Origin of the sequence: Sulfurovum zhangzhouensis (assembly GCF_030347965.1) — a bacterium.
GTDB lineage: Bacteria > Campylobacterota > Campylobacteria > Campylobacterales > Sulfurovaceae > Sulfurovum > Sulfurovum zhangzhouensis.
The window spans coordinates 158,523-171,934 of sequence record NZ_JAQIBD010000002.1 but is presented as its reverse complement, the minus strand read 5'-3'; the positions used below and the strand labels follow the sequence as shown (position 1 = coordinate 171,934).

Sequence of the window (13,412 nt, the reverse complement as noted above, 5' to 3'; positions counted from 1 at the left end):
TGCTACGCTTTTGCCAGTTTCTCAAGCAATTTTATCATCATACGAACACCCGCACCGCTTGCACCATGAGGGTTTTCTCCCCATGCTTGTTCAACAAAGGCAGGACCAGCGATATCGATGTGTGCCCACTTTTCCTTGTGGTTTTCATCGATGAATTCTGAAAGGAACTGACCTGCAGTGATAGCACCGCCGTATCTTGTATTAGAGATGTTACAGATATCGGCAATCTCTGATTTGAGTGTCTTTTTCAGGTAGCGGTTGAAGTCAAGTTTGGTAGCCAATTCACCGGAGTTTTTAGCAGCCTCAATGATCATATCTTTTGGAAGGTCTGCATTTCCCATAACTCCTGAAGTATAGTTACCTACACCTACCACACAAGCACCGGTGAGTGTAGCAAAGTCAAAAATGTAGTCTGCTTTCACCTCTTGTTGTGCATAACAAAGCGTATCCGCTAGAACCAGTCTACCCTCAGCATCGGTATTACGTACTTCAATTGTTTTACCGTTTTTCGCAGTAAGCACGTCATCCGGTTTATACGCATCTCCACCGATCATATTTTCCACTGCGCCTACAAAGCCGTGTACTTCTACATTGAGATTGAGTTCAGATACCGCTTTCATGATACCAAGCACAGCTGATCCACCGCTTTTGTCTGACTTCATCGTAACCATATAGTCTGCAGGTTTAAGGCTAAGACCACCTGAATCATAAGTCAACCCTTTCCCTACAACGGTAATGACTGCTTTAGGATTTTTGGGTTTGTGAGAGAGGTGGATAACACGCGGTCTATGACGACTTGCTCTAGCTACAGCAAGAAGTGTCTCCATCTTCTCTTTTCTCATCTCTTTTGTCTTGAGGATATTGATATCCATCTCATTGTCTTTAGCAAGAGCAATAGCGATATCAGCCATTACAGCAGGATAACAGTCATCAGGTGTAGTGTTGACGATATCTCTGGTGAAGTTGGTCGCATTGGCAAGGATCTCTGCCTGGTGTACGGCTTTGATAGCGTTCTCAGCATCAAGCTGATACTCATTATAACTTTCTAGTGAGATCTCTACATTTTTGATAGATATTTTTTGTTTATCGCTTTTGTATCTGTTGAAACTGTAGCTTCCAAGTACAATCCCTTCAACCATTGCTTCTAAAGATGCTGTTGATGCATCACTCAAATAAGTAGCAACTTTGAGAGACTTGTAGCTTTTGTTCCCGATAAGCGAACGTAATGCTGTAGCTACAGCCGGTCTGATACATTCTGCTGTAAGTGTCTCGACACCTACATAGAGCCTGCCTTTTTCAATAAGAAGACATAGTTCATCCTGACCGCCTTTAAATCCTGCTTTTTTAAGTAGTTTAGGGTCAGCGATAAAGTCATGTTCCTGATTCTTCTCAGCAACGATAATGAGTTCTAAATCAGCACTGATATCTTTAATCTTGTCTGTTGTGATATTGAAATACATGTACTATCCTATATTTTATCTTTTAAAATCTCTTGTGCTTGTATCATATCTTTGTCCCCGCGTCCTGAGAGGTTGACAAGGATCGTTTTGCCTTTGATCTCTTCAGGATTCAGTTTTTTAAGATATGCAACCGCATGGGAACTCTCAAATGCAGGGATGATACCTTCTGCGCGTGAGAGCCATACAAAAGCATCCATTGCTTCATCATCAGTGATGTGGTCATATTTTACCACACCTGCATCTTTGAGATATGCATGTTCTGGTCCAATACCTGGATAGTCCAGACCTGCCGAGATAGAATGGGCTTCCTGGATCTGACCGTCTTCATCCTGAAGAAGATAGCTTAGTTGTCCGTGAAGAACACCGGGAAATCCTTTTTCAAGTGAACATCCATGTTTGCAATCAAGCCCTTCGCCGCCTGCTTCGATACCGATACACTCTACACTTTCATCTTCCAGAAAGTGGTTGAAAATACCTAATGCATTGGAGCCCCCACCGATACATGCGATCACTTTATCAGGCAGTATGCCTTCTGCAGTTTGGATCTGTGCTCTTGCTTCCCATCCGATCACGGATTGGATATCACGCACCATCATTGGGTAGGGGTGAGGTCCTGCAACTGTTCCAATGAGGTAGTAAGTATCACGAGCATGTGTCACCCAGTGGCGGATCGCATCATTCATTGCATCTTTAAGAGTACGGCTTCCTGACTGTACAGCATGTACTTTAGCCCCAAGGAGTTTCATTCTAAAAACATTCAGTTCTTGACGCGCTACATCTTTGGCTCCCATGAAAACCTCACACTCAAGACCAAAAAGCGCTGCTACGGTTGCAGTAGCAACACCGTGTTGACCTGCACCGGTTTCTGCAATGATCTTTTTCTTTCCAAGTCTTTTGGCAAGGACCGCTTGTGCGATACAGTGGTTGATCTTATGTGCACCGGTATGGTTGAGATCTTCACGTTTGAGATAGACTTTCGCCCCAAGCTCTTCAGAGAGATTGGCTGCAAAGTAGAGTGAAGAGGGGCGACCTACGTAGTTTTTGTAGTAATAATCTACCTCTTCCCAAAAGGATTTGTCAAATCGTACTGCTTCATAGTCAAGTCTAAGCTGTTCAAGTGCCGGCATAAGTGTTTCGGGTACAAATCTTCCCCCAAACTTACCAAAGTGCCCAAGTTCATCAGGATCATACGGACTTGGTTTAGGAATATAGATATCTGAATAGTTTTTCATTCTTGTTACTCTTGTGATTTAGTTAGGTGATTATATCTAATGAGAGTTTAGGGAGGGGTAAACAATTTAGCTTACCCTGATGAGAATTCGAAATCAATCTATTTGAAGTACGGAATATACTTCACTATTGAATCCTTCACGTCCATTGAGGAAAGCAAGTTCCATAATGAAGCAGGCTTCAACACAGTGTGCACCGACTTTGTCTATGAGATTCGCTGCCGCTTTTGCCGTACCGCCTGTTGCTATGAGGTCATCGATAAGGAGTACTTTGGCGCCTTTCTCTTCTCCGAATGCATCGATATGTATCTCGACTTCATCGAAACCATACTCCAAAGAGTACTTCTCTGCTACAGTAGTATAAGGAAGTTTCCCCTGTTTACGTACCGGGACAAAACCGATTCCCAGTCTGTCTGCAAGAATTGAACCGAAGATAAACCCTCTTGCATCGATACCTGCAACGTAGTCAAGTTCATAACCTTCATAACGTTTTTCAAGATGGTTCATTAGCGTATCAAAGGCCTGTGGATTCCCCAGTAGGGTAGTGATGTCTTTGAAAAGAATACCCGGTTTTGGGAAATCGGGAATATCTCTAATGCTGTTTAATATAATTGATTTTTCTTCGGATGTTAATGACATTAAGGACTCCTTGTTTCTATGATGTTAGATATGAGGCTTTGTTTTTCTCTTCATTTTTTTAGAAAAAACGAAGCAAAAAATCGTTGTGGCTCTCGAATCGCTCCGCTTACAAGGTCGTTCGCCACAACAGGTCACACGATGTGTGAATTAAAGATTATCCGAGGTCAGCACCGAATGAACATCCTTCGATCTTCTCTACACGATCTGCATGTCTTCCGCCTTCGAACTCTGTATTGATGAAGGCTTCGATCATATCTTCGATCACACCTTTACCCACAACACGTTCTCCAAAACAGAGGATATTGGCGTCATTATGCATACGTGTCAGTTTAGCTGTATAGGTATCATGACAGAGTGCCGCACGTATACCAGGTACTTTGTTCGCTGCAATCGAGATACCGATACCTGTACCACAGATAAGGATACCGAAGCTTCCTTCATCTTCTATCACTTTGTGAGCACACTTTCTTGCAAAGTCCGGATAGTCTACTCTATCATCAGAATCAGGACCAAGATCGATGATCTCGCATCCAAAATTTTTAACGACATCTTTGACAAAATCTTTAATGGCAAAGCCGGCATGGTCAGTAGCGATATAGAATTTTTTTGACATGGTTTTCCTTTGTTGTGCTAAGTTATTACTCAATAGGTTCTTCGTATTGGATCGTATCAATAAGCCTTCCGACACGTCCCCATCTCACAGTATAACGCTGGTTGTTCCAGAGTGTTTTACACTCATCTGACTCTAGCGCATGATCCCCACACACACGGCTAAGTCTAGCATTGTCTTTTCCATTGCCGTACGTGTCACCATGTAGTACTTCATCATAAGATCTAAACTCAAGACTCATATAGATCAGCCAAGGTTTGCCGACAATATATTTGTAAGCTACAGATCCCCACATACGACTGTCATTGGAGTTATCACGGTTGTCTCCTATCATATAGAAATGATCCTCTTCAACCTTTTTATAGAATGCGTTTTCTCCCAGCTCTTCAAGGTATACAGGGTACATATCAAGTGATTTGTGGTTATTGTAAAGCATAGCTAGGTATTCAAAGGACGTAAAGTTTTCAGGGGCATACTGGATACCCGGATATTTACTCATATAAGGATTCTCTGCCCAAAGTCTTCCTCTGATGCTAAGTATTTTTGCTTCTGGATACTTTTCTTTGATCTGTGCTTCAGTGGTGAGGTCATGAAAATGGATCAGCAGTCTTTTATCCATATAAAGCAGTTCATCACCGCCTACAGCCACACAACGCTTTACAAAGTGTACTTTTGGTGTCTGAGGTTTACGGAAGATAACGATATCTTCACGTTGTGGACGAGGTCCTTCAATAAGGTGTCCATTCCCATTAAAGTCAGGAAGTACCGGTACTTCAAGCCATGGAAGGTGAGGGGTAGGGATACCGTAACTGAATTTTTTTGCAAAAAGGAAATCCCCGATAAGCTGTGTACGTTTCATCGAACCGCTAGGGATCACAAAGGATTGTGCAACAAAGAAGATCAAGAACAGTACGATGATGATCGTCCCGGTCCATGAACTGGAGAATCGGTATGCTGAAGAGAGAACTTTTTTCACTTAAATACCTTGTTGTGCTGCTTTGAGCGTGTTTTCTAAAAGCATTGTAATCGTCATAGGACCTACACCGCCCGGTACAGGAGTGATATAACTACATTTTTTGCTGACATTTTCAAAATCAACATCACCAACGAGTGAACCGTCTGCGATACGGTTTGTACCGATATCGATCACGATCGCTCCTTCTTTGACCATATCCTCTTTGATCAATCCCGGTACACCTACACCTACTACCACGATATCTGCTCTACTTGTATGCGCTTTAAGGTCTTTAGTATAGATATGGGTGATCGTTACTGTCGCATTGGCATTGAGTAGTAAGGAAGCCATAGGCTTTCCTACGATATTACTTGCACCTACCACACAGATATCTTTCCCCTGTAGATCGATATTGTAAGCTTCGAACATTTTCATAACACCAAGTGGCGTACATGGGACAAAACTATCCAGACCTGTGACCATACGGCCTACATTGTATGCATGGAAACCATCCACGTCTTTTTTCGGATCAATGACTTCAAGGATACGGTCTGTATCAATATGTTTAGGGAGCGGAAGCTGAACGAGGATACCATGAATGTGAGGATTTTTGTTCATCATATTGATAATTTCGATGATCTCTTCTTGAGAGATTGTATCAGGCATTTTATGCACGATAGAGTAGAAACCTACCTTCTCACACGCTTTTGCTTTCATGTTAACATAAGCATGGCTTGCAGGATCATCGCCTACGATTACGACTGCTAATCCTGGAACAATATTCTTTTCCTGCTTTAGTTTAGTGACTTCACCGGTAATTGTTGTTTGTATTTTGTTGGCTAAGGCTTTACCATCGATCAGTTGCATTGAAACTATCCTAATTCATTTTTGGGTATTATATCAAAAATAGTTTAGGGGAGTTAAGCTGCTACGATGTTGAAACGTCTTATCTTGTTACTTATGATATCATTGTTCAGTACTTCATTCGTAAATGCTGATGATGATTTCATTTCACATTATGAGTATGGACAAATGCTCTACAGCTATCCACGGGGTGTAAGCTGTGTAGAGTGTCATGGAGAATCAGGGGAAGGGAAAGTGATCGCTGAATTTCGTGACATTCACAGTAAACAGCAGATCATAGGTCCGGATATTCGCCAAATTACACTCGAAAAGATGATCCAGGCACTTAATGACTACCATGACATCATGCCGCGTTACTACCTTACAGATGAAGAGATCAAAACGATCCATGATTTTTTACAAGAGAAGTATAAAAGAATGAATGCTAAGAGAAAGTGATCTCTTTTGTTATAATAGTCTTCAATAGAACTTAGGGGGACTACGATGAAACAGATACTATCTTCTCTATCTTTGGCACTACTTACAACACTTTCACACGCTGCATCACTTCATGTTTATCAAGATACGGCGATATATACCTACTCACCCAAAAGCAATTATGTTGGTATCGCAGAAGGAGTATTGGCAACTTGTAAAGGCCAGCCTTTGCCTCTGGAACAAAGAGCTGAATGCAATAACGGTGAGAGACTCTGCAGTGAATTTAATGATTTGCAAAATGCGCAAGAGCAACTAGAAAGTATTCAGAACAATATTACACTTCTTGACAAGATTATTGAACTGTATCAACCTACAACACTTGATGCAAAGATGACTATTGATGCTGCAAAAAAGATCAGTGCCGAGCGGGCAAAACTTGTCACCACACATCAAAGAGCAAAGATCGAGTTTGACCTTCAAAAACAGGCTTTTTATAAACAGACCAGTGCAACCTTGCCTTTGTACTACTCTCAAACATGTGATGTACCGACCAAGCTGAAGTTCTCAAATAGTGCCATAAACTTTAGAACTTTTTACGAAGCAGATCTGTCCTCAGAGAATATGGTGAAAGTGACACAGTATTTGGCAGTGACAAATCATTCAGGCGTAGATATTGTAGTGGATGATGCAACATTTTATTATCGTATGTCACAGCGTACGGTACATCCTGTATATTTTCATCCGTGGATCATCAGTAAATATCAGCCGCCGCTTCCGCGAAGTAAAAGTCTTTTAATGAAGAGTGCCAAGATGATGGACAGTGCTCCTGCAGAGATGATGTCAGATGCACTTGGCGCACCTGCTGTAGAGTATGTGGATGCAAGAGAGTATAAAGTAGCTCATCTTGAACTCCCTTCTACCGGCGAACCTGTCAAAGCCGAGGTGAACACCTGGAGTGCTGTAATGAAGTGCGGACTTCATACAGCTCCTTATGCAAATCTCAACGTGTACGAGCAATGCAGTTTTACACCACAAACACAGATAGAGACTCATTCATGGGAGATCAAAAAAGGAGAAGAGCTCATCTCCAGCCGTGCCTTTGGTGAGTATAGAGAGAATACCTATAGTGTTTATACAAAAATCGATGAGGATATCAAGGTCTCTCGTAAACCAATCGTTCGTAAAGAAAAAGATACAGGTTTTTTTGGAAATACCGTTCGTAAAAAAGACGGATATATCTTAACATTGACCAACAAGTCCGATAAGGATAAGACTATTACAGTGACTGAACGTATCCCTACCTCTGAGACCGAAGAGATAGAGGTCAAACTTTTGCAGATCAATTCTGATAAAAAAGTGGATTATAATCTACTAAAAGATGGTAAAGTAGAGATAAATGTACTCTTACATGCCGGTGAAGAGAGAACGATTGAGATCCTCTTTGAAATAGCTTATGATAAAGAGATGGAAATAACATATTAACTTGTCTGATACAAGTGATACTGCAATTTTATAAACTATCTTTTGTTATGATTTTTGATTATTCTAACAAAGTGGGAGTGAGAGAATGAAAGTAGTTATTAACCTTTATAAAAAACATAAGATAACTGTAGATAATTATATTACTACAGCGATCAAAAATGCACCTCAGGATTACATAGAGCACGCTGATGAAATACTGAAGAAGTACTCTTTTTTGCAGCTGGTCTACAGTGTAGATGAAGGGTATCATCAGGTAAGTCCGGTAATATGCCGTCGAGAAAGAGAGACTTTCAATATCGGTAGTAATAAACGTCACTACTTTACTAAACTTGAACTTGATGAAGACGGTTTTTATATCTCTAACCCTTATATCCATTATCGTACGGGAAAAGCGAGTATCACGGTAGTAAGAAAGGTAGAGGGAATCTATTATATCTTTGACTGTAACCTCATAACGGTGCTTGAAGAACTGCGTTTGATCGAGTACAACAGCACACATCATAAGTTCAAACAGGCTGTATATATGCTTGGCTCAGGACTTTTGGTCGCGATAGCTCTTGCACTCCTTTTGTATGGGGGCTATAAGTTTGTGATGATCTTTTTTGGTGAAAATATAGACTTTTTCCATGACATTTTTAAAGCGATCATTTCCGCCACATTGGGGATAGCGATTTTTGATCTGGCTAAACAGATCATAGAGCATGAAGTGATCTTTCATACCTTTACACATGATGAAGCAAGAGAGTATAAGGTGTTGGGTAAGTTTTTGGTTTCCATTATCATCGCACTGTTGATCGAAACCTTGATGGTGGTCTTTAAAATTGCATTGGATGATTATACAAATATGCAGGCAGCATTTTTCCTTTTGATTGGAACCACAGCAATGTTTGTCGGTTTGGCATATTTTTATAAGACAATTATCGGTAGATGTGAAGTTAAAGAGGAAGACGAGTAAATTTCTACTCTGGTTTTTTTGAACAATCTTAATCATGCTTCATAAGACAGGCAAACATAGATAGGTTTGCCTTCTTTAGCGATCACTGCGAAGCTGGAACGTAGTATCTCTACCGCGATTTGGCATAATAGATCACTATTATGGTTATATAGTAAAAAACTATCGTAGGAGAAGCAGTTATACCTATGAATGACATAATCCATTCGCCAATGAGTCCCAAAACAGGATTTGAGTCACTTGGCTAAGAGGAAATACACAGTGAACTTCTTATTTATCTATTCTTTATGAAGTAATATACGATAAGACCAAACATTACGATCGTACTTGCCGTATCCAGTACACTAAAATGTTCAACTTCAGTAGTAATATTCAGTATCTCAAGCTTACCAAAAAAGGTATCGAAAAGATATCCAAAGAGGATACTGAAAGAAGCGATGCTTCCAAGATAGAGAATCAGTGCCTTTTTACCAAACATTTGAGCAACGACACCCATTGTTACTGTATTTGTCGCCGGCCCTGCTGAAAGGAAAACAAATGCCGCACCGCCGCTCATACCACTGAGCATAAAGGCTGCAGCAATAGGCAGTGATGCTGTTGCACAGACATAAAGAGGCATTGCGATCACCAATACTGCAAAATAGGTGAGGAACTGATACTCGAAGAGTGGCTCAAGTATCTCTTTGGGAATGAAGGTAGTAAATACTCCACCAAAGATCAAACCGATCAAAAGAGCCTTATAGATATCGCCAAAGAGTGTCACATAGGCATATTTCAAAGCCTCCTTGGAACTAAACCCTTTTTTCTCTTCTACGGTATTAGCATGACAACCGCAACTTGAGCAACAAGTGGATTCTTCTGCTTTTACACTCTCTTTATTGTCCATAAAGTTTTGCAGTATACCTGTGATAATGGCAATGATCACAGAAGTGACAACGCGATAGAGGGTGAAGAACCATCCGAAGAAACTGTAGGTAGCCAGAATAGAGTCAACTCCGGTGATAGGTGTTGAGATAAGAAAACTTTGTACTGCACCTTTGCTTGCTCCTTCTTTTTGAAGTGACTTAGCCAAAGGAATCACTGAACATGAACATACAGGCATAGGAATACCGAATATTGTTGCCTTGATGACAGAGGCACTTTTGTTCTCCCCCAAGTGCGATGAGATAAAATCATCAGGGATAAGCTGTTTCATGATGCCGGCAATCAGCAGTCCTATCAGGATATAGAAACTCATAGCATTGGCAAGAACCAATATGTTTTCAAATAGTTTTATCAGTAATTCCATGATCACTCCTTTAATTGGAGGTGATTCTACCAAATACTTGATGTAAAAAGCGTGTAGCATGGATAAAAAATAATGTATAATGACAGGAAGGGGTTATATCTTCCCAGGAGGGCATAATGACAATTGATGAGATTAGATTTGAGATGAGTATCAATGAGGTCAAGCCAAATGATATCGAAGAGATTATTGAAGAGTGTATACACTCGGGTTTTAGTCCCGAAGATATGGATACTGCACTACAAAAAAGAGGATATCCAAAAATTTTTACGATCGATTATGATGAACTTGATATGTATGACGAAGATGCCTGGGATGACGACTAATGGAAGTCAATATCAGAGTATTTATATTATTTTGCAGGGATAAATACATTAATCTATCATAAACATAGTGATAATGAAGTATAATTGTATATCTTTATTTCGGTTCAAAGGTGGGAGATGAAACATAGCTTTTTTCAGACAATTACAGTATTGGCCGCAGGGTTCATTTTAGTATCCCAAGTTGCTGCCAAAGAGCCTCAAGTACCAAAAGTTGCTACTCAAGAACAAAATACAACGGTACAAGATCAAAATACAACACATGAACAACTTAGCCAAGAGATTTCCAAACCGATCATAGGTGCAGTAGAGCCAGTTAGGGTTATCCCTGGAAATTTTATATTTGATGCCCGTATCGATACAGGGGCTACTACAACTTCATTGGGTGTAGATAAGATGGAGATTCTAACCGAAGATGGGAAAGAGTGGGCCGAGATCACAATCAATGGTATTAAAAGCAAACACGAGGTTGTAAAGTCTACCTTGATAAAACAACATGGAGATGAGTCACTAAAACGTTATGTAATACGTCTTAGACTGATTTTAGGGGATGTCTCGGAAATTGTTGAAGTAACCTTGGCAGATAGAAGTAATTTTGAATACAAACTCTTGATAGGTAGGAACTTTCTTTATGAGCGTTTTGTCGTAGATGTAAGTGTGGATCATACAACAACGCCTAAACTATATGAGGAGAACTGATGTCTTCAAGATTTCAAGTAATGGTTATCGCTTTTATGCTCGCAGCGATAGGTTTATTTATTGTTTGGTATAAAGCAGCATTTCTAAATATTCCTTTAACTCCACATGAGAAAAAAGATTATTTTACGATCAGTGCAGAGGTAAGCTTTACCGGTGATAACGCTCCAGCTGAGATCACTATGGCACTACCGGCTCCTCAAGAGGGCGTGAAGATCATTTCACAGGAGAGTGAGTCAGGCGATTTTGGTTTTACAATTTCTCAGACAGAAGAAGGTGAACGTGCTGTATGGTCTAAGAGAAACATAGAAGGAAAACAGAAGATTTTTTATAAAATTACCGTATCTCCTGAAGCGTTTTACAGCTATTCTCCAGACTCTGGAGTCAATGCCGGGCTTTCTCAAAATTACAATGTTGATACAGGTACGATTTTTGCTTTATGGGATGAAGTAGAACGTGCTGCTGTATCAAGTTTGATTGATACCGTACGTGTCCATTCATCCGGTCCACTTACTTTTGCCGCTCAATTGATTGATCAATTGAATAAGGAAGCTCCAAGTGATTCAGTCAAATTGCTTCTCAATATGAAAAACGAAGACAAAATATCACTGATCATGAAGATATTGATGCATGAAAAAATAAATGTAAGAAAAGTACGGGGCATCTATCTTAAAGATAGACAAAAAGGACGTACTCTTACTGAAATGTTTGAAGTACAAACTGATGAAGGATGGAAGCTTTTTGATTATGAAAAAGGACATGTTTACAAGCCAAAGGATCTATTTGTATGGCAAAGAGGTAATGATGCTCTCTTCACAGCTAAAGGCGTAAGCAAGCCAAGGTTACGTTTCTCAATCATCCAAACGCAGGTACCCGTCATTTCTACTATACAGCAGAATATTTATGGAAGCAGTGAATTTTTAAATTTTTCATTATTTACTCTGCCGGCTTCTCAGCAAAATGCATTTAAGCAGATTTTGTTGATACCGATGGGGGTCTTGATCGTTGTTATATTGCGTATTTTGGTCGGGATACGAACAATGGGGACATTTATGCCTGTACTCTTTTCATTAGCATTTATACAGACATCATTACTGAATGGGCTTGTCATGTTCTTTGTGATTGTCTTCTCTGGACTCTTTATCAGGTTTTACCTTTCAAGGCTCAGGCTTTTGCTGGTAGCTAGGATTTCAGCTGTAATTATTGTGGTAATTGCGATCATGTCTTTGATGAGTATTATCAGTTATAAGCTGGGGATCACTCAAGTGTTAAGTGTGACCTTCTTCCCGATGATTATTCTTTCTTGGACGATTGAGCGTATGTCTATCCTTTGGGAAGAAGAGGGAGGAAGAGAAGTATTTGTTCAAGGAAGTGGTTCATTGATCGTTGCAGTATTGGCATATTTTGTAATGATGAACGAGTATGCAGCTTATCTCTTTTTCAGTTTCCCTGAACTGTTGTTAGTTATCTTGGCTGTGATCATCTTGATCGGTCGTTATACAGGGTATCGTGTGAGCGAACTACTTAGATTCGCACCTTTGGGACGTTCATGATGTTGTTTGACCGAATTAAAATGCTTCGTGCCAAGGGAGTTATCGGTATGAACTTTAGAAATATCGAGTTGATCGGTCGCTACAATGACAGAAGCAAATATCCGCTCGTGGATAATAAGCTTATCACCAAAAGGATCGCAAAAGAAGCAGGTATCGCTGTAACCGAACTCTATGGTAAGATAGAGTGGCAGTCTCAGTTAGCACGCCTTCATGAGATGTTGGCTCCTTATGATAGTTTTGTGATCAAGCCGGTACATGGAAGCGGTGGGAAAGGGATAGTAGTTATCACGCATAGGGAGGATGACCTCTTTATCAGGGCCAATGGAACTTCGATGACACTTACAGATATTCATACCCATATTACAAACATCCTTAGCGGACTTTACTCTTTGGGAGGACGTTATGACATTGCGATCATTGAGAAGATGGTGGAGTTTGACCCCGTTTTCCAAAATTATAGCTATGAAGGTGTACCTGACGTACGTCTGATCGTTTATAAAGGGTACCCTATGATGGCAATGATGCGCTGTCCGACACATGAGAGTAACGGTAAAGCAAATTTGCATCAAGGTGCTGTAGGGGTTGGGATCGATATCGCCACAGGTAAAGCGATCAACGCTGTTCAGCATAATCATCCCGTTACAGTACATCCCAATACTAAACATGATTTCTCAGGATTACAGATTCCACACTGGGAAGAGATACTCAAAATCGGTGCCAAGTGTTATGATATGACAGGACTTGGATACTTAGGGGCCGATATTGTATTTGACAGAAATGTCGGTCCACTACTGCTCGAACTCAATGCCCGTCCCGGTCTGGCGATACAAATTGCCAATAACAAAGGGGAGTATCATAGGGTTAAGCGCATCGATCAGGAAAAACAAGAGCGTAATGCTGAAGAAAGGGCTGCATTCTGCATAAATGTGCTGAGTAAAGTATAAGGA

General features: G+C 40.5%; 14 protein-coding genes. 7 read left to right on the top strand and 7 right to left on the bottom strand.

Features of this window, described 5'->3' with window-relative positions; all coding sequences use genetic code 11:
* Positions 1-2: 2 nt before the first annotated feature.
* From PGH07_RS06005 to folD, 6 genes are all read right to left on the bottom strand, one after another.
* The gene (locus PGH07_RS06005) at positions 3-1,460 is read right to left on the bottom strand and encodes a leucyl aminopeptidase (RefSeq protein ID WP_289413439.1); all 1,458 of its coding nucleotides are present in this window, start codon (positions 1,458-1,460) and stop codon (positions 3-5) included.
* Between the two features lie 8 nt (positions 1,461-1,468).
* The gene (gene trpB / locus PGH07_RS06000) at positions 1,469-2,674 is read right to left on the bottom strand and encodes a tryptophan synthase subunit beta (protein WP_434481304.1); all 1,206 of its coding nucleotides are present in this window, start codon (positions 2,672-2,674) and stop codon (positions 1,469-1,471) included.
* A gap of 111 nt (positions 2,675-2,785) precedes the next feature.
* Positions 2,786-3,328: an adenine phosphoribosyltransferase gene (locus PGH07_RS05995; protein ID WP_289413434.1), complete on the bottom strand. Its 543-nt coding sequence runs from the start codon at positions 3,326-3,328 to the stop codon at positions 2,786-2,788.
* Positions 3,329-3,482: 154 nt separating this feature from the next.
* Entirely contained in the window at positions 3,483-3,941 is a 459-nt protein-coding gene (rpiB, locus tag PGH07_RS05990) for a ribose 5-phosphate isomerase B (RefSeq protein ID WP_289413432.1), read from the bottom strand.
* 25 nt (positions 3,942-3,966) lie between these two features.
* Entirely contained in the window at positions 3,967-4,914 is a 948-nt protein-coding gene (gene lepB / locus PGH07_RS05985; protein WP_289413430.1) for a signal peptidase I, read from the bottom strand.
* Positions 4,915-5,760: a bifunctional methylenetetrahydrofolate dehydrogenase/methenyltetrahydrofolate cyclohydrolase FolD gene (gene folD, locus PGH07_RS05980; protein ID WP_289413428.1), complete on the bottom strand. Its 846-nt coding sequence runs from the start codon at positions 5,758-5,760 to the stop codon at positions 4,915-4,917.
* Positions 5,761-5,826: 66 nt separating this feature from the next.
* Here folD and PGH07_RS05975 point away from each other — a divergent pair, with 66 nt between their 5' ends.
* From PGH07_RS05975 to PGH07_RS05965, 3 genes are all read left to right on the top strand, one after another.
* A complete protein-coding gene (locus PGH07_RS05975) occupies positions 5,827-6,195 on the top strand; it encodes a c-type cytochrome (RefSeq protein WP_289413427.1) in 369 nt (122 codons plus the stop codon).
* 45 nt (positions 6,196-6,240) lie between these two features.
* Complete coding sequence (locus PGH07_RS05970) at positions 6,241-7,656, top strand: DUF4139 domain-containing protein (RefSeq protein ID WP_289413425.1); 1,416 nt, start codon at positions 6,241-6,243, stop codon at positions 7,654-7,656.
* 85 nt (positions 7,657-7,741) lie between these two features.
* Positions 7,742-8,611 carry a hypothetical protein gene (locus PGH07_RS05965; protein WP_289413424.1) on the top strand — a complete coding sequence of 290 codons (870 nt, stop codon included), beginning with the start codon at positions 7,742-7,744 and terminating at the stop codon, positions 8,609-8,611.
* Between the two features lie 271 nt (positions 8,612-8,882).
* On the opposite strand, the gene PGH07_RS05960 is transcribed toward PGH07_RS05965, so the two are convergent.
* Positions 8,883-9,896 carry an SO_0444 family Cu/Zn efflux transporter gene (locus PGH07_RS05960; protein ID WP_289413421.1) on the bottom strand — a complete coding sequence of 338 codons (1,014 nt, stop codon included), beginning with the start codon at positions 9,894-9,896 and terminating at the stop codon, positions 8,883-8,885.
* A 116-nt stretch (positions 9,897-10,012) separates the two neighbouring features.
* On the opposite strand from PGH07_RS05960, the gene PGH07_RS05955 reads away from it, so the two are divergent.
* From PGH07_RS05955 to PGH07_RS05940, 4 genes are all read left to right on the top strand, one after another.
* Entirely contained in the window at positions 10,013-10,219 is a 207-nt protein-coding gene (locus PGH07_RS05955) for a hypothetical protein (protein ID WP_289413420.1), read from the top strand.
* A gap of 117 nt (positions 10,220-10,336) precedes the next feature.
* Positions 10,337-10,915: an ATP-dependent zinc protease family protein gene (locus PGH07_RS05950; RefSeq protein ID WP_289413418.1), complete on the top strand. Its 579-nt coding sequence runs from the start codon at positions 10,337-10,339 to the stop codon at positions 10,913-10,915.
* Positions 10,915-12,465, top strand: a complete 1,551-nt coding sequence (locus tag PGH07_RS05945; protein ID WP_289413416.1) for a UUP1 family membrane protein — start codon at positions 10,915-10,917, stop codon at positions 12,463-12,465. The genes PGH07_RS05950 and PGH07_RS05945 overlap by 1 nt, the downstream gene beginning before the upstream one ends.
* The gene (locus PGH07_RS05940; protein WP_289413414.1) at positions 12,462-13,409 is read left to right on the top strand and encodes an alpha-L-glutamate ligase-like protein; all 948 of its coding nucleotides are present in this window, start codon (positions 12,462-12,464) and stop codon (positions 13,407-13,409) included. Before PGH07_RS05945 ends, PGH07_RS05940 begins: the two co-directional genes overlap by 4 nt.
* Positions 13,410-13,412 lie beyond the last annotated feature (3 nt).